The following is a 16,857-nucleotide window of genomic DNA, read 5'->3' on the forward strand; positions in this document are numbered from 1 at the left end:
GCACCACCACGAGAAGATGAACGGCCGCGGCTACCCGATGGGCCTGGCCGGCGACGAGATCCCCGAGTTCGCGCGGGTGATCTCGGTGGCCGACGCGTTCGACTCGATGACCTCCACCCGCTCCTACCGGCCCGCCCGCTCCGTGGAGGAGGCCGTCGAGGAGCTGCGGCGCTGCTCCGGCTCCGACTTCGACCCGGTGGTGGTGGCCGCGTTCCTGCGCGCCCTCGACGCGCACGGCTGGCGGCTGCCCGGTCCCGTGTCGGTGCCGGGCAACGGCGTCGCGGAGGTGGCCCAGCAGGACCACGACGATCCCACCGCACCCATCGAGGTCCGCTGACCCGCTCCCCGGGTCAGGGGCGGGGCATGAGCTCCGGCTTCACTTGACGCTGACCTCCCCGCGCACGTGCCCCTCGTCCGTCTCGATCCGGTTCGCACACGACGGCTTCGAGACGACGAAGGAGAGGATCGTGTTCGGCCAGCAGGAGATCATGCATTTCGAGACCTTCGGGTACGTGGTGCCGCGCGAGGCGTTCGGCGGTCGCGCTGCTGGTCGTGCCGGGGTCCCATGAGCCGGGCTTCGCGCGCCGGTGCGCCGCCTACTTCCGGCGCGACCCGTCCTGCCAGGGTTTTTCCCGGTCGGCCGGTGCCCGCGGTCGTGCTGGAGACCGAGCCCGGCGACGCGATCGCGTTCGACCTGCGTCTGCTGCCCCTGTACCGGGCGGGTAGATCTTCGTAACCTGTCAGACATTCCTTGCGGCGGCGCTCCCGACGCCGCGCACGTCCCGACACCGTTCCGGAGGCTCCCGGTGGACAGGTCCACGGTGGTCGCCGCGACCGTCGCGTCGCTGCGGCAGGAGGCGGAGACGGTCGTGGACCTGGTGGTCGACCGCATCGTCGAGGAGATCCCGTCGTACGCCGCCGTGCCGCGCGAGCGGCTGCGCCCCGGGGTGGCGGCCAGCGTGCACGACGGGATCGGCTTCCTCCTGGACGGCGGGTTCCCCGGCGGGACGTCCCTGGCCGCCGCGGTGGACGCGGCGGCCGTGGGCGCCGACCGGGCCGAGCGCGGCATCCCGGTGGAGGACCTTCTGCACGCCTACCGGATCGGCGTCCGCACGGTCTGGGAGCGGTTCGCCACGGCGGCCAGGCGCAACGACGCGGACCCCGGAGAGGTCCTCGCCCTGGCCGAGCGGGTGTGGGAGTGGGCCGACGGCGTGATGGTACGGGCCGCCAGGGAGCATCGCAGGGTCGACCTGGAGGCGGCCCTGGACGCGCAGCAGAGGCGCGGCGCCTTCATCCGCGCCCTGCTGTCGGGCACGCTCGACCGGGCCGGGCTGCACCTGCAGTCGGCGGCGTTCGGGCTGGACCCGGACAGGGAGTACGTGCCGTTCCGCGCGCGGGGCGGCCGGGACGTGCGGGCGGTGGTGAAGGCACTGGTGCCCTACTTCCCCCACACGACCCCGCCCGTCACCCTCATCGACGGGGACGTGGCGGGGCTCCTCGCCCGGCGGCCGGTCGGCCGTGCGCGCGGCGACCTGGTGGTGGGGATCGGCCCGGCCGTGCGGCTCGCGGAGGCGGCGGGAGCCTTCGAACGCGCCACACGCGCGCTGGACACCGCGTCGCGGTTCAGCATGAACGGCGTGTACGACCTGGCCGATCTGGGCCTGCACGCGGCGGTCGTCGCGGAGTCCGAGGTCGGGGAGTTCCTTCACGAGCGCTACCTCGCGCCCCTGAAGGGGCTCCCCGACATCGAGCGCACTGTCGTCACGTACCTGGAGGGCGGGATGCACGTGGAGGACACCGCGCGCAGCCTGTTCGTCCACCCGAACACGCTGCGGAACCGGCTGCGGCGCTTCGAGGAGCTGACCGGCGCGGACCTGCGCGACCACCGGACCCTCGCCGAGCTCTGGTGGGCGCTGGCCCACCAGAGGCTCAACAGGTAGCGGGCTGCGCTACCGGGCGGGGGTGATGACGCAGGGCGCCCCGCCGCAGACGTCCACGACCTGTCCCGTGGTGAGGAAGACCGCCTTCTGGCGGCGCGCCTCGGGTGTGTTGCGCGGGTCGGAGTGCGGGTCGCGTCCCTCCGTGGGCGGGGTGTTCGTCAGGGGCGGCACAGGGGCGCCGCTGTCCCAGATGACGAGCGCGGACCCGTTGTAGGGGGAGGAGGGGATGGACGGGATCCCCCAGTACGGCACCTTGTCGGGCAGGCGTCCGGGGCGCACGGCCGGGGTGTGGATGCGGGCGCCGATCGTACGGGCCTGGACCTCCGCGGCGACCGGCGCCACCTGGTGGTCGCCGAACGCGACGTGCATCAGGACCCTGTGCCGGGGCGTGCCCGGGAGGGGCCGGTTGGTCATGTGGTGCGCGTAGCCGTTGGCCTCGCCGCGGTCCCACAGCATCTGGATGAGCCCGAAGGCGATCTGCTGGTCGAGCTTGTCCGGGTAGAAGGTGCCCAGGACCTGCCCGTAGGTCGGGTAGTCGGAGCTGCGGTTGAGCAGCGTGCTGTAGTTCATCGCGGGCACGCCCAGGACGGCGCGGCGGATGTCGGGGGAGACGGCGGTGAGCGCGCCGCCCATGATGCCGCCCTGGCTGTTGCCGTCGAAGGTGAGCTCGGCGCGGGTGTCGATGAGCGGCCGTCCGTCGGCGGTCTGGAACGCCTCGTGCCCGGTGAACCCCCGCGTCATGGCGCGGCCGAGGAAGGTGAAGCCGAGCATGCCCTGCTGGAGGCGGTCCGCGACCGTCTGGAAGCGGGTCAGGTCGGCCAGCGCGGTCACGACGTTGGGTATGTCCTCACTGGCCATGCCGATCCACTTGGTGGCGCAGAACGCGAAGCCGTGCTCGGCCGCCATGGCCTTGACGTTGCCCGCCGCCACCTCGCCCTCGCCGCCGAGCAGACCGTGCCCGTACAGGGCGGGCCTGGCCGGTCGCCCGTCGAACGCCGACCGCGGGATCTCGCACTGGAACGGGACGGGCTGGGTGTTGCCGGGCAGGCGGGCGGGCCTGCCGTCGCGGCCGAGGTGGAACCGCGACCCGGGCGGCCCGCCGGGCAGGTCGAGGTAGCTGGGGGCGAAGACCAGGCCCTTGACCTCGCGGCCGATCCGCTCGTCGACGTCGTCGGTCACCTGGGTGACGAGGAACGTGGGGGAGGAGCGGCCGAGGCGCTTCAGGGCGTCGTCGCGGATGTGCAGCATCCGCGAGGTCAGGCTCTGCCGGCTGGCGACGGTGAAGTCCCAGGCCAGGTAGAGCCCGTCCCGGCCGATGCCGTGGCGGTCCAGGTCGGCCAGCACGGCGCGGCCGGCGCGCTGCCGCTCGTGCAGCGGGTCGGAGGAGGGCAGCGTGGGGCCGAGGACCTTGGCGAACGCCGCGTTCGGCCTGAGGAGATCCCCGCCGGAGTCCCGCAGGCCGCGCAGCGCGACCACGTACCGGTGGCCCTCGCGGAAGTTGCGGGCGGGCCGGACGATCAGCGCCCGCCGCTCGGGCCGGTCCGCGTTCGCGTCCAGCTCCGCCCAGTACGGCCAGCGCTCGCCGGTCGCGGTGTCGATGACGACGATGGGCGCGTCGCGGCGCAGCGAGGCGCCGATGTCGGTGACGGGCGCGGCGCCGCTGCGCGCCAGGTCGACGCCCGGTACGTGGCCGAGCAGCATCGAGCCGGGGGAGAAGCCGTCGGCGCGGTTCCACTCCTCCGGGCGGACCGGGACGCCGAGCGCGTTGCGGAGCGTGGTCCGCATGTTCACGCGGCGCCCGGTGGCGGTGGAGCCGTCCCGGACCGTGTACCAGTCGCTGGGGAACGGCAGCAGGCACGCCGCCGGGTCGATCGGGTCGCATCCGTCGCCCGACGCCGGGGACGCGGACGCGGCGCCGGGCGCGGCCTGGGCCTCCGGGGACGACGGCGCGACGAGCACCGCCGTGAAGAGCGCCAGGGCCGCCGCCGCGACGCGCAGGACTCGGGTGCGCAAGGCCGACCTCCATTGCCGGACGCCGCGGGCTGGCCCTGACGTCGCCATCGGGGATTCCGTGGTGATCAGACCGCATGGCCCTGGACCGGTCAATCGGCCTTCGCACAACGGACGGCCGGCGGCCTTGTGCGTTCGCACTTTTCCCGCCCGCCCCCGCCGCGCGGCCGAAACGATCTTGTTTCGCGGGTGTTAAATCGCCCGGCCGGGCCGTTGCGGGTCGGTTTCGGGGCTTCTCAAGACGCCGCCGTCGGGTGATAGTTGGCCCGTCGTCTGCGGAGTCACCGAGGAGGAACGTTCCATGGACGCGGTCCCGACCATCGATCTCACCCCCTGGTTCCACGGCGGCGAGGACGACCGCAGGGCGGTGGCCGCCCGGGTCGACGCCGCGCTCAGCGCGATCGGCTTCCTGGTGGTCACCGGGCACGGGGTGCCGCCCGGCGTCAGGAGCGCCATCCGGGACGCCGCCCGGCGGTTCTTCGCCCAGCCCGAGGAGGTCAAACGCGCCTACGCGGTCACCGTGGGGGAGCGCGGCTGGCTGCCCCCGGGCGTGGAGGCCAACGCCTACGCCGAGGGCACCGAGACCCCGCCCGACCTCAAGGAGACCTTCGCCGTGGGCGCCGACCGGCGGATCGGCGACCCGCTCTTCGACCGGGAGTGGTTCCTGCCCAACGTCTGGCCCTCCGAGGTGCCCGAGCTGGAGGGGCTCCTCACCGACTACCTCGCGCGGATGCGCGCACTCTCCGACGAGCTCCTCGTCCTCTGCGCGGCCGCGCTGGGGCTCGACCCCGGCCACTTCACCGACTACACCGGGCACCCCTCGTACACGCTCAACATCAACCGCTACCCGCCGCTGTCGCAGCTCGGCGAGCCCGAGCCCGGGCAGTTCCGGATCGGGCCGCACACCGACTTCGGCACCGTCACGGTGCTGGACCGCCAGGACGGCGTGGGCGGCCTGCAGGTGTACTCGGAGGAGTCGGGGTGGGTGAACGCGCCCTACGTCGAGGACTCCTTCACCATCAACGTGGGCGACCTGCTGGCCGTCTGGTCGGGGAACCGCTGGAAGTCCAACCGGCACCGCGTCCTGCCGCCCGATCCCAGCGCGCCCGACGAGGAGCTGCTGTCGCTCATCTTCTTCTACGAGTGCGACCCCGGCGCCCGCATCCAGCCCCTGGCCCCGCCGATCGGCCGCACCGCGCTCGAACCGGTGCGCGCCCACGACTTCCTGCTCGAAAGGCTCGACGCCATCACCGTCGGCTGACTGAAAGGCTCCACATGACCGACCTCCAGGCCGGTAGGCAGCACACCGATCCGCCCGCCGGCGTGGTCGTGCGGGAAGGCGACTACGGCGACCGGCTCGCCGCCGTGGAACCGGGCGGCGCCGAGTTCATCCCGCTCGACCAGCGGCACGGCCGCCCGCTCAAGCTGCTGTGGACGTGGACGTCGCCGCAGCTGGAGTTCGCCACCATCTTCCTCGGCGTGCTGGCCGTCGCCGCGTTCGGCCTGTCGTTCTGGCAGGCGGCGGCCGCGGCGGTCCTGGGCACCGCGCTGGGCGCGCTCACGCACGGCGTGCTGTCGGCCCGCGGCCCCCGGCACGGGGTCGGCCAGATGGTGCTCGGACGCGTCCCGTTCGGCTACCGGGGCAACGCGCTGCCCGCGACGCTCAACACCATCGCCGGCGGCGTCGGCTGGTTCGCCGTCAACAGCGTCAGCGCCACCCTCGCCCTGGCCACCCTCACCGGACTGCCCAAGCCGCTGTGCCTGCTCGTCGTCGTCGCGCTCCAGGTGACGATCGGGTTCTTCGGGCACAACCTGGTGCACACCGTGGAGCGCTACGCGTTCCCGGTGCTGGCGGTCGTGTTCGCCGTCGCCTCCTTCATCATCCTCAGCAAGGCGAATTTCGGCGCCCCGGCGAGCGGCGAGGGCGGGGGCCTGGGCGGGTTCATCATCGCGACCGCCGCCGCCTTCGGGTACGCGGCCGGCTGGAACCCCTACGCCGCCGACTTCACCCGCTACCTGCCGCCCGGCACCGACCGGCGCTCCGTCGGCCTCTACGCCGGGCTGGGCGTCTTCCTCGGCTGCGTCAGCCTGCAGATCGTCGGGGCCGCGGCCGTCACCATCGGCGGCGACGCGCTGGGCGACCCGACCGGGACGTTCACCGGCCACCTGCCCGCGCTGGTCGCCGACCTGACGCTGCTGGCCATCACCCTCGGCGCCATCTGCGCCAACGCCATCAACATCTACTCGGGCGCGATGTCGTTCGTGACGCTGGGCGTGCGGCTGCCGGTGGCGCTGCAGCGCGCGATGGCCGCGCTCGCGTTCGGCGTCCTGGGCCTGGTCGTGGCCTACTTCGGGCTGGACGACGCGGGCCACGACTACGAGGCGTTCCTACTGATCATCGCGTACTGGATCGCGCCGTGGCTTGGAGTCGTCCTGGCCGACCTGTGGCTGCGGCGGGGAGGCGAGCCCGTCGACGCCCTCTTCTTCGACACCCGGCACCGCAACCCGGCCGGGCCGATCGCGATGGCCGCGGCCATCGCCGTGTCGGTCCTGCTGTTCTCCAACCAGGAGCTGTACGTGGGGCTCGTGCCCAAGCACGTCGAGTCGGTCGGTGACATCACCGCCCTCGTGGGCTTCCTCCTGGCCGCGCTCGGCTACATCGCACTGCGCCGGGTCTGGCGCCCGAGTTCCCCGAAGGAGTAGGCCCTGCTCTTGTCGAAGGCGGTGGGACCGTACGACCCCAGCGCCACGGGCGTGTCCAGGGCCTCTGAGATCGTCGCCAGGGGGTTGGACGTGAGCGGCGCGTAGACGGGACGGGCCGTCAGAAGGCGTTCGGTGAGCGCGGCCTGGGCTTCCAGGTCGCCCGCAGGGTGCACGGGGATGCGCTCCATGCCCTCGTAGGCGACGCACAGTTTCAGGTCCGTGCGCTCCTGCGCCACGTCCAGGTGCGTGACGGCCAGTGCGTCGACTGGGCCGGTGACGTCGAGGGCGTAGCGCAGGGCCACCGCGTCCAGGTGCCCGACGCGGAAGGCGCCCTGCCACGGCCCCGTGCCGTTGTGGCGGTCGGGCAGGTCCGCCGTGAGCGCGGGGTCCTCCGTGACGAAGGGCCCGGGGCCGTGGCGCGTGGCGTAGGTCCTGAGCACGCCCAGACGGGTCGCGGATCCGGGCGCCACGCCCGCCTCCGCCAGGAGCGTGTCCGCGTTCGCGAACGTGGTGGTGGACCAGGTGGTGTACGGGTGGAAGCCGTGCCACTCGTCCAGGAGAACCCCCTGCGCCCCCTCGAACACCACGTCGCCGGTGCGGAGGAGGTGGTGGAGGTGCTCCTCGCCCACGATGCGGACCCGCTCGGCGAACGCGGTGAAGGCGTCCACGCAGTCGTCCACCGGCGGCACCGCCTCCCCGCCCGGGAACTCCTCGCGATACCAGTCGCGCACGGCGGTGAGGCCGCGGCGCAGGCGCGCGGGGGAGAGGCAGTCGCCCGCGCGGGGCGCGTCCACGTGCGCGAGGGAGTATGCGACGGTCTCGCCGATGCCCATGCCGCACGACCCGTGCCGGGCCCCGCCACGGGCGCTCTCGCGCGCCCGGTTGGCGGCCCGGTGGTACGGCGTCGTGAGCAGCGCCCCGCGGTCGACGGTGAGGCGGTCCAGCGCGTCGTGCACGCCCAGGTCCCGCAGATGGGCGGCCTCGGCGGCCAGCGCCAGCGGGTCGACCAGCATGAACCGCGACAGGTGGGTCCGCACGCCCGGAACGAACGTCCCGGACCCGAACTGCGCGAACGTGTGGTGGCGGCCGTCCGGCGCCACCACGTTGTGCGCCGCCTGCGCGCCGCCGTTGAAGCGGACGACGGCGTGAACCGGCTCCGGCCCCCGCGAGCAGAGCCAGTCCACCACCGTGCCCTTGCCGGCGTCCCCGAACCCGAGGTCGACGACGATCACGTGCCCCATGTGCCCGCTGCCCTCCGCGGCCTCCGCCGGCTCACAGGCGGGTCGTGCCGGACGGGGCGGACCCCAGCCCGCGCGGCCCCGGCGACACCGCCACCGACGCGCGGGAGGCCTCCAGCCGGGCCAGCGCGCGCGACACCGAGGCACCTGCCTCCGAGCCCACCTCGTCCAGGTGGCCCAGCCCCTCCTCCAGGTCGATGGCCTCCTCGCCCAGCCCGACCGTGAGCGCGATCGTCTCGCAGACCGCGTCCAGGTCGTCCAGGTAGAGCACGTTCTGGCCGAGCAGGTCCTGCCAGAAGTCCTTCAGCTTGCGGCTGCGCGCGTGGTGGGCGCCCTCGGGGATGATGAAGTACACGTCGAAGCGGGTCTGGAGCTCGCGCACCAGCTCCCGGACCGGGACGTCCTCGGGGACGCTTTCGCCGATCACCTTCTCGATCTCGCGGCGCTTGGCGGCCGGGTACGCGAGCTCGTCGCCGATCATGAACAGGTACCCGCGGCGGCCGCGCTTCTCGTGGCAGTCGATCGCGGTGTGCCGGGACATGAAGTACATGGCCAGCTCGTAGGACTCCATCATCTGGCCGCCACCGCCGCCCTCCAGCAGGATTCTGCCGAGGTCGTCGTCCATCCGGTTGTCGGCCTCGAACTGGCCGACCTGCAGCGGCGCCCGGTCGCAGGTCGCGTCCCCGATCCCGCCGAACATGATGTGCGGGTGCTCCACGTAGCCCTTGCGCTGCAGCAGCCCGAGCAGGCTGGGCAGCTTGGTCTGCAGGGTGCGCGGCACCGTGCCCATGGACCCGGTGACGTCGAACAGCACCGCGATGGCCAGCGACTCGGGGTGGTCGTCGGAGTCGCGGCTCTCCCGGACGGTCACGCCGCGCGGGTCCAGGGACGGGTGGGTGGTGGTGGCGCCGCCGTCGCTGTAGGCGAAGGCGCTGGCGCCGGTACGGGCGCGGTAGGAGCTCGCCGCGTCGTAGACGTTGGTGGACCAGTGTCCGCTTCCCATTGGGGCTTTCCTCCCAGAGAGGGGCCGCGCTCAGCGGCCGGGCATGGTGAACGGGCGGAACCGGCGCGGGCCGTAGAGGCGTTCGAGCACTTCGTCGAACTCGGCCAGCAGCCGCCAGGCGTCGTCGGGGCGGCGGCGCTGCAGGGCCGTCAGGCAGCCCTTCGCGAACAGCCGCATCGGCTTGGGCGCCTTGTCGCCCATCAGGTGGGTCATGCATCGGGTGGCCATGTAGATGTCGGTGGCCGCGCTCGCCCGCTCCCTGGCCGGGACCTCCGGCGGGTACCAGTCGGCGTAGCGGGTCACCAGCGCCGGGACGCGGCCGCTGGAGTCGACCGGCGCGTAGCACCCGGGCACCGAGTAGCACCAGTCGACGAGCACCAGGCCGTGCTCCTCCGGATGGATGAGCACGTGCTCGGGCAGCACCGCCCCGTGCAGCACGCCCGCGCGGTGGGCGAAGCCGAGGCCCACCAGGAGGCGGCGCCACATCCATGCCGCGTCCCGGGGGTCGAGGCCGCCGGGGTAGGCGTCGTGCACCTCGGCCAGGGTGGAGAAGCCGTCGAGGGCCACGATGGCGTTGGCCCGCCGTTCGGCCCCCGTGTCGGCGTCGCGGTGGCGGAACGACTCCACCAGGCGCGGCACGTACGGCAGGAACCGTCCGTCGCCGTCCTTGGGGAGCTGCCTGAGCGCCACCGCCTCGCGCTCCAGCAGGTCGCCGTCTCCAGGGTCGCGCGGCAGCTTGATGACCACGGCCTGGGCGCGGGGCCCATCGCGGGGCCTATCGTGCTTCGCGTCGTAGAGGTCGGCCAGATCGCCGCCCGCCCGCTTGTCGCCCACGTGGAAGGTGTGGCGCCGGGTGGTGATGGTGACCGGGCCGGAGCGGTTGTAGCTGCGCCACAGCGCGTTCAGCCGGGTGAAGTCGTCGCCGGTACGGCCGCCGGTGGCGTCGGGGTGCACGAGCCGGGCCAGCTGCCGGTACGTGCGGGCCGCCTCTGCGGTGTCGAGGCCGAACAGGTCGGCGGGCGTGCGGGCGCGGCCGAGCCGGGCCAGCGCCTCGCCGAGGGCGCCCGTCATCGGATCTCCTCCTCCCGGCTGGGCCGGAGCAGCGCGGGGTGCAGCAGGCGCGCGTCCCCCGCGCGGTAGAGCTTGGGACGCGGCCCGCCCTTGCGGCCCGCCTTGTCGGAGGTGGTGCCGGTGCTCTCCACGAACCCGGGGACCGACAGCACCTTCCGGTGGAAGTTGCCCGCGTGCAGCTCCTCGCCCCAGACCGCCTCGTACACGGCCCTCAGCTCGGGGATCGTGAACTCGGGCGCGCAGAACGCCGTCGCCAGCGGGGTGTACTCCAGCTTGGCGCGAGCGCGCTCCAGGCCGTCGCTGAGGATCCGCGCGTGGTCGAACGCGAGCCTGCGCGTGGTGCCCGGGGCCTGGTCGCCCCCGTCGGTGAGGCCGAGCCGGCCGACCGGCGTCCAGGCCGCGTCGGCCGCGTCCCCGCCCGCCTCGGGGTCGGGCAGCTCGGGCGCGAAGGCGAGGTAGGCGACGGAGATGATGCGCATGCGCGGGTCGCGGCCGGGCTTCCCGTACGTGCGGAGCTGCTCCAGGTGGATGCGCTCCAGCGGCCCCTGCTTCGCGCTGAGCCCGGTCTCCTCGGCCAGCTCCCGCACGGCCGCGTCCGGCAGGTCCTCGGCGTCGCGCACGCCCCGCACGAAGCCGCCCGGCAGCGCCCACATCCCGGCGTGCGGGGCGTGCCCGCGCCGGACCAGCAGCACGTGCAGCTCGCCGTCGCGGATGGTCAGCGCGACGACGTCGACCGTGACCGAGACCGGGTCGTAGTCACGGGGGTCGTAGGACTCCAGGAACTCGCTCTCGCTCTCGGTCATCGCGGCCGGTCTCCATCCAAGTCAGTCTCAAGTTGAGTTCATCTCTCTATGAGAAGAACATAGGTCATGGTGGACCGTTCGTCCAGCCTGAATTCCGGCGAAACGGGGACGCCGCCCCTCCCGGTGGCCGGGAGGAGCGGCGTTCGTGCGGGTCAGCGGCGGTGTCGTCCGCCCGGGTGCGGCGGCTCCCGGTGCGGCGGGTCCTGCCGGGGCGGCTCCGCCTGCGGCCCGTCCGGGCGCCGCCGGTAGCGCGGCTCCCGGGGCTCGAGCGGCTGCGACAGCTCCGGCTGCGGCGGGCGCTGCGGCTGCCACGGCCGCCGCTCCGGCGACTGCCGCGCGGGCGGCTGCGGCTGGGCCGGGCCGTGCCCCTGCCCCTGGTGCGGGCCCCGGTGCGGGCCCTGGTGCGGGTCCTGGTACGGCGACTGCGCCGGACGTGCGGCCGGGTAGGCGTCCGTCCCGTACGGGGCGCTTCCGCCGGGCGGCACGGTGTCCACCCGCCGGCCGGCCGTCGCCTGCGGGGCCATCACCGGAGGCCGGCCCGCGACCCGGGAGCCGGGCGCGGGCGGGGCCAGCCCGGCCAGGTCCGGCGGCGGCGCCGACATCGGGGCGGCCACCGGGCGCGGCGGCGGGGGCAGGTCGAGGAGGCGCCGCATCTCGCTGCTGCGCCGCCCGTACAGCAGGTAGAGCGCCAGCCCGGCCGCCATCCACACCAGGAAGTAGACCCAGGTCTCGACCTTGAGGTTGAGCATCAGCCAGCCGGTCGCCAGCATCGCCAGCACCGCCGTGAGCGGGGCCGCCGGCATCCGGAACGGCCGGTGCAGGTCGGGCCGGCCGCGGCGCAGCGCCAGCACCGCCGCGCACACGAACAGGAACGCGAACAGCGTCCCGATCACGACCATCTGCTCCAGCGTGAGCACGTCGAGGGTCTGCGACATCACCGCCGCCGCGCCGCCCGCGGCCAGCGTCGCCCGCGACGGCACCCGGTAGCGGCTCATCCCGGCCAGCCCGCGCGGCAGCAGCCCGTCCCGGGACATCGAGAACACCACCCGGGTCAGGCTGATCAGCACCACCAGGATCACCGTGGTCAGCGCGATCACCGCGCCGATGTCGATGATCTTCCCCATGGAGCCGGCGCCGACCATGGTGAACGGCGTGGTCAGCACGACCTTGTCCGGGTCGAGCCGGCGGTAGGACACCATCCCGACCATGGTCACCGCCACCCCGACGTACAGCACGACCGCCACGACCAGGCTGGTCAGCATGCCGCGGGGCACCTTGCGCGGGGCGTCGTCGGTCTCCTCGGAGGCGGTGGCGATCAGGTCGAAGCCGATGTAGGCGAACGCGATCGCGGGCGCCGCCGCCAGGATCCCCCAGACGCCGAACACCTGCGGGGAACCGCCGGTGATCGCGCCGGTGAGCGCGTCCAGCACGCTCTGCCCGCCGCCGTCCCCGGCGGGCCGCGCGGGCGGGACGAACGGCCGCAGGTTGCCCGGGTCGAAGTAGGTGAGCCCGACCGCGATGACCAGGCCGATCACGATCACCTTGGCCATCACCATGAACCACAGCGTGCGCAGCCCGAGCCTGCTCCCGGTCGCCAGCAGCACGACGAGCAGCACCAGGATGCCGAGCGCGAACACGTCGAAGCCCTTGGGCTGCCCGATCACCCCCGCGAGCCACTCCGGGACCGGCACGCCCAGGTCGGACAGGGCCTGCGCGGCGTACAGCGACCAGGCCCGCGCCACCACCGAGGCGGCCAGCAGCAGTTCGAGGATCAGCGACCAGCCGACCACCCACGCCCAGACCTCGCCGAACGCCACGTAGCTGAAGGAGTAGGCGCTGCCCGCCACCGGCACGATCGAGGACAGCTCGGCGTAGGCGAGCGCGGCCAGCAGGCAGACCCCGCCGGCGATGAGGAAGGACAGGATCACCGCGGGCCCGGCGCTGGCGGCCGCCTGCACCCCGGAGATCTTGAAGATACCGGCGCCGATCATGACGCCCAGGCCGAGCACCACCAGGTCGCGGGTCCGGTAGACCACGCGCAGCCGGTGCCGGCCGCCGTACAGCTGCCCGGTCGCCTGCTCGACCGGCAGTCTCCGGAACATGGTGTTGCGCATGCGGCCATCCCAGGTCATAGGTTCTCCCCAAGCCCTGAACCCGCGCCGCTGTTCGCGAGACAGTCGATGTCTAAGCCCCTAACACTTCACCACATTTCGGTAAAACCGCAATTACTTTGCCCTGATCGGTTCCGGGGGCGGGGAACGGGACGGGAGGGGACGCGGGGTCCCCCGCGGGGCCGGGGGCGGTCGGGACGCTGGCGCCCCGGAGAGATCAATGACACTGTGGTGCCGCTGAGCTCCCGGGAGGTCCCGTGCCGTTGACCGCGTCCGCCGCCTCGTCCGCCGCCCCATCAGGCCCGTCGGGCCCGTCGGGCCCGTCCGCCACGGGCGCGTCCCGGCGCCGCAGGCGGCTCGCCCCGCTGGCCGTGCTGGTGCTGTCGGCCTCCCTGGCCGTTCCCGGCCAGGCCGCCGCCGCGCCCTCCGCGCCGGCCGCGCCCGTCCTGCCCGCGGCGCCCGCCGCGCCGGGCAAGCAGGCCGTGGCCACCGGATACGGCGGCGCGGTCGCCACGGTCGACCTCGACGCCAGCCGCACCGCCATCGAGGTGCTCAAGAACGGCGGCAACGCCATGGACGCGGCCGTCGCCGCGGGCGCCACCCTGGGCGTGACCGAGCCGTACGTCGCCGCGATCGGCGGGGGCGGCTACATGACCTACTACGACGCCAAGCGCCGCAAGGTCTACACCGTCGACGGCCGCGAGACCGCGCCCAAGGCCATGCGCGCGGACTCCTTCGTCGACCCGGCCACCGGCAAGGCCATCCCGTTCGACCAGGCGGTCACCAGCGGGCTCGGCGTCGGCGTCCCCGGCACCCTCGCCCAGTGGGACACCGCGCTGCGCCGCTTCGGCACCCGCGACCTGGGCACGCTGCTCAAGCCCGCGATCAGGGTCGCCGAGCGCGGCTTCACCGTCGACCAGGAGTTCCGAGACCAGACCGCCGTCAACGAGGCCCGCTTCCGCGACATCGTCCCGACCCGCGAGCTGTTCCTGCCCGGCGGCAAGCCGCCCGCGGTCGGCTCCACCTTCCGCAACCCCGACCTCGCCCGCACCTACCGCGAACTGGCCCGGCGCGGCCCCGCCTGGATGTACGAGGGCGGGCTCGGCCGCGAGATCGCGCGCACCGTGCAGAAGCCGCCGGTCGACCCCGCCGCCACCCGCAACGTGCGCCCCGGCCTCATGAAGGACGGCGACCTCGGCGCCTACCGGTCCCGGACGCCCGCACCCACCCGCGTCTCGTACCGGGGCCTGGAGGTGTACGGGATGCCGCCGTCGTCCTCGGGCGGCTCCACCATCGGCGAGGCCCTCAACATCCTCGACGACTTCCAGCTCGGCGCCGGCGACCCGGTCAAGGCGCTGCACTACTACCTGGAGGCGTCCAAGCTCGCCTACGCCGACCGCGGCCGCTACGTCGGCGACCCGGACAAGGTCGACGTCCCCCTGAAGGAACTGCTGTCCGACGGCTTCGCGCGCGAGCGCGCCTGCCTCATCAAGCCCGACCGGGCCGCCGCCGCGCCCGTCGCGCCCGGCTCGCCGGACGGCGACTACGCCCCGTGCGTCCCGCCGGGCGGCGCCACCCGCGCGCTCGCGTACGAGGGCCCGCAGACCACCCACCTCGTCGTCGCCGACAAGTGGGGCAACGTCGTCGCCTACAACGTGACCATCGAGCAGTTCGGCGGCAGCGGCATCACCGTCCCCGGCCGCGGGTTCATCCTCAACAACGAGCTGACCGACTTCACCCTCCAGCCGCCCGCGCCGGGGAGCCCGCCCGACCCGAACCTGCCCGGCCCGGGCAAGCGGCCCCGCAGCAGCATGGCCCCCACGATCGTGCTGCAGGACGGCAGGCCCCGGCTCGCGCTCGGCACCCCAGGCGGCTCCACGATCATCACCACCGTGCTGCAGATCCTCCTCAACCGGATCGACCTCGGCATGGACCTGCCCGCCGCGGTGGCCGCGCCGCGCGCCACCCAGCGCAACACCCCGCAGGTGTTCGCCGAGCAGGCGTTCATCGACCGGTACGGCAGGGCGCTGGCCGAACGGGGCCACCTGGTCGAGCTGTTCGCCGGTCCGCCCGCCGGGGTGATCGGCGCCGCGACCGGGCTGGAGTTCCTGCGTCCGGGCCTGGTGCAGGCCGTCGCCGAGCCGGTGCGGCGCGGGGGCGGGAGCGCCCTGGTCGTCCGCCCGTCCAAGTAGCCGCGGCGGCCGCGGCGGCACGACTACGATCAGGCGATGGGGGAAGGAGTCGTGCCATGGCCCAGTCGTACGTACAGGTGACGACGACGACCGACTCGCGTCCGGAGGCCGCGGAGCTGGCCCGGTCGGCGGTCGCCGAACGGCTCGCGGCGTGCGCCCAGCTGGTCGGCCCCATCGCCAGCACCTACTGGTGGGAGGGCGAGATCGAGTCGGCCGAGGAGTGGATGGTGGTGTTCAAGACCACCGGCGCCCGCTTCGACGAGCTGGCCAGCCTCATCACCGAGGGCCACTCCTACGACAGCCCCGAGATCATCGCCACCCCGGTGGTCGCGGGCAGCATGGACTACCTGGCCTGGGTCAGCGAGCAGACCGAGCCCGCCGGTGACGAGGACGAGGACGAGGACGAGGACGACCTCGGCGGCGACCTCGACGACGACTCCGTCCCGGTGGACTGACCGCCGCCCCCGCCCGCGGATCTCTCGCCGGACCGCCGCCCGCTATGCACTTTTTGTGTGACGTGGGGCATAGTGGGGAGAATAAGTCCTTGGTTACGTTCGGGGTGCGGCAGATCCCGGGCGAGGAGGTCGGCGACGGTGCACGAGGACGAGCACGGCGAGCGCGGCGATCACGGCCTGTTCGGGCCGGAGTCGGTGACGTGGCGGGTGATGGGCGAGCCCGTGCTGATGGTGGGCGGCATCCGCGCCCTGCTGCTGCAGGCGCTGCATCCCCAGTCGATGTGGGGCACCGCGCAGAACTCCGAGCTGATGGACCCGCACGCCGCCTGGGCCCGGCTCGGCCGCACGGTGGAGTTCGTCCGGGTGCGGACGTGGGGCACGCGCGAGGAGGTCGAGCGGGTGGGCCGCCGGGTCCGCAAGCTGCACTCCAAGCTGACCGCCCTCAACCTGCGCACCGGCGAGACGTTCCGGGTGGACGAACCGGAGAACCTGCTCTGGGTGCACATGGGCGAGGTCGACTCCTACCTCGACGTCGCCCGCCGCGCCGGGGTGCCGCTCAGCGACGCCGACGCCGACCGCTTCGTGGACGAGCAGCGCCGCGCCGCCGCGGTCGTCGGCCTCGACCCCGCCGGCGTGCCCGCCTCGGTCGCCGAGATGGAGGAGTACTACCAGGACATGCGCGGCCGAATCTGGGCCTGCCGGGAGGCGCGCGAGGGCCTGCTGCGCATGTTCAACCCGAACGTGCCGAGGCAGCTGCTGCCGCTCAAGCTGGCGGCGCCCGGCATCGGCCTGCTGGTCGTCTCCACGCTGCCGCGCTGGGCGCGGCGGATGTACGGGCTGCCCGGGCTGCCCACCTCGGACCTGGCGGCGACGCTGACGCTCAAGGGCCTCTACCGGACCACCCACGTCATCCCCGAGCGGCTGCGCTACCAGCCGGACGCGCTGCGGGCCCGCGAGCTGATCCGCGAGCGCGAGGACGGCGCCCGCCCCCTCGTCATCGCCTCCTGAAGAGGAGAGGGGCCGGGGCTCAGCCGCGGCGCATCAGGCGGCCGACGGCGGCCATCAGCTCGGTCGACATGACGTCCGACTTGCCCTCTTCGGCGCCCTCGGCCACGCAGTGCCGCACATGCCCGTCGAGCAGGCCCAGCGCCACCTTGTCCAGGGCGGCCTGCACGGCGCTGATCTGGGTCAGGACGTCGATGCAGTAGCGGTCGTCGTCGACCATCCGCTCGATGCCGCGCACCTGGCCCTCGATCCGCCGCAGGCGCGTCTGCAGCTGGTCCTTGGTGGCGGTGTAGCCCCGCGTGGGAGTGTCGCCGCGCGCCGGGGCG

General features: G+C 73.7%; 14 protein-coding genes. 7 read left to right on the plus strand and 7 right to left on the minus strand.

Features of this window, described 5'->3' with window-relative positions:
- Positions 1 to 337, plus strand: a 337-nt coding sequence (locus tag ACFPZN_RS43975; protein WP_378288771.1) for an HD-GYP domain-containing protein, incomplete at its 5' end; no start/stop codon positions are given.
- A gap of 469 nt (positions 338 to 806) precedes the next feature.
- On the plus strand, positions 807 to 1,940 hold the full coding sequence (locus ACFPZN_RS43980; protein WP_378288773.1) for a PucR family transcriptional regulator: 1,134 nt from the start codon (positions 807 to 809) through the stop codon (positions 1,938 to 1,940).
- 9 nt (positions 1,941 to 1,949) lie between these two features.
- Here ACFPZN_RS43980 and ACFPZN_RS43985 read toward each other — a convergent pair whose 3' ends face one another.
- Entirely contained in the window at positions 1,950 to 3,953 is a 2,004-nt protein-coding gene (locus ACFPZN_RS43985; protein ID WP_378288775.1) for a hypothetical protein, read from the minus strand.
- Between the two features lie 298 nt (positions 3,954 to 4,251).
- Here ACFPZN_RS43985 and ACFPZN_RS43990 point away from each other — a divergent pair, with 298 nt between their 5' ends.
- Positions 4,252 to 5,211: an isopenicillin N synthase family dioxygenase gene (locus tag ACFPZN_RS43990; RefSeq protein ID WP_378288777.1), complete on the plus strand. Its 960-nt coding sequence runs from the start codon at positions 4,252 to 4,254 to the stop codon at positions 5,209 to 5,211.
- A 14-nt stretch (positions 5,212 to 5,225) separates the two neighbouring features.
- Entirely contained in the window at positions 5,226 to 6,653 is a 1,428-nt protein-coding gene (locus tag ACFPZN_RS43995) for a purine-cytosine permease family protein (protein WP_378288779.1), read from the plus strand.
- Here the strand turns inward: ACFPZN_RS43995 and ACFPZN_RS44000 are convergent.
- The 5 genes from ACFPZN_RS44000 to ACFPZN_RS44020 form a co-directional block, all read right to left on the minus strand.
- The gene (locus ACFPZN_RS44000) at positions 6,605 to 7,894 is read right to left on the minus strand and encodes an adenylosuccinate synthetase (protein ID WP_378288781.1); all 1,290 of its coding nucleotides are present in this window, start codon (positions 7,892 to 7,894) and stop codon (positions 6,605 to 6,607) included. The genes ACFPZN_RS43995 and ACFPZN_RS44000 overlap by 49 nt on opposite strands.
- Before the next feature lie 31 nt (positions 7,895 to 7,925).
- The gene (locus ACFPZN_RS44005; RefSeq protein WP_378288783.1) at positions 7,926 to 8,894 is read right to left on the minus strand and encodes a hypothetical protein; all 969 of its coding nucleotides are present in this window, start codon (positions 8,892 to 8,894) and stop codon (positions 7,926 to 7,928) included.
- 30 nt (positions 8,895 to 8,924) lie between these two features.
- Positions 8,925 to 9,965, minus strand: a complete 1,041-nt coding sequence (locus ACFPZN_RS44010) for a serine/threonine-protein kinase (protein ID WP_378288785.1) — start codon at positions 9,963 to 9,965, stop codon at positions 8,925 to 8,927.
- On the minus strand, positions 9,962 to 10,768 hold the full coding sequence (locus ACFPZN_RS44015) for an NUDIX hydrolase (protein WP_378288787.1): 807 nt from the start codon (positions 10,766 to 10,768) through the stop codon (positions 9,962 to 9,964). The genes ACFPZN_RS44010 and ACFPZN_RS44015 overlap by 4 nt, the downstream gene beginning before the upstream one ends.
- 152 nt (positions 10,769 to 10,920) lie before the next feature.
- Positions 10,921 to 12,900 (minus strand): amino acid permease, encoded by a 1,980-nt coding sequence (locus ACFPZN_RS44020; RefSeq protein WP_378288790.1) that lies wholly within the window; start codon positions 12,898 to 12,900, stop codon positions 10,921 to 10,923.
- A gap of 236 nt (positions 12,901 to 13,136) precedes the next feature.
- On the opposite strand from ACFPZN_RS44020, the gene ggt reads away from it, so the two are divergent.
- From ggt to ACFPZN_RS44035, 3 genes are all read left to right on the plus strand, one after another.
- Complete coding sequence (ggt, locus tag ACFPZN_RS44025; RefSeq protein WP_465252309.1) at positions 13,137 to 15,071, plus strand: gamma-glutamyltransferase; 1,935 nt, start codon at positions 13,137 to 13,139, stop codon at positions 15,069 to 15,071.
- Positions 15,072 to 15,127: 56 nt separating this feature from the next.
- Positions 15,128 to 15,526, plus strand: a complete 399-nt coding sequence (gene cutA, locus ACFPZN_RS44030) for a divalent-cation tolerance protein CutA (RefSeq protein ID WP_378288792.1) — start codon at positions 15,128 to 15,130, stop codon at positions 15,524 to 15,526.
- A gap of 138 nt (positions 15,527 to 15,664) precedes the next feature.
- Entirely contained in the window at positions 15,665 to 16,534 is an 870-nt protein-coding gene (locus ACFPZN_RS44035; protein ID WP_378288794.1) for an oxygenase MpaB family protein, read from the plus strand.
- Between the two features lie 19 nt (positions 16,535 to 16,553).
- On the opposite strand, the gene ACFPZN_RS44040 is transcribed toward ACFPZN_RS44035, so the two are convergent.
- Positions 16,554 to 16,802, minus strand: coding sequence for a metal-sensitive transcriptional regulator (locus ACFPZN_RS44040; RefSeq protein WP_378288859.1), 249 nt, complete (start codon positions 16,800 to 16,802; stop codon positions 16,554 to 16,556).
- Between the last annotated feature and the right edge of the window lie 55 nt (positions 16,803 to 16,857).

The sequence above is a fragment of the Actinomadura rugatobispora genome, assembly GCF_042656285.1.
Lineage (GTDB): Bacteria > Actinomycetota > Actinomycetes > Streptosporangiales > Streptosporangiaceae > Spirillospora > Spirillospora rugatobispora.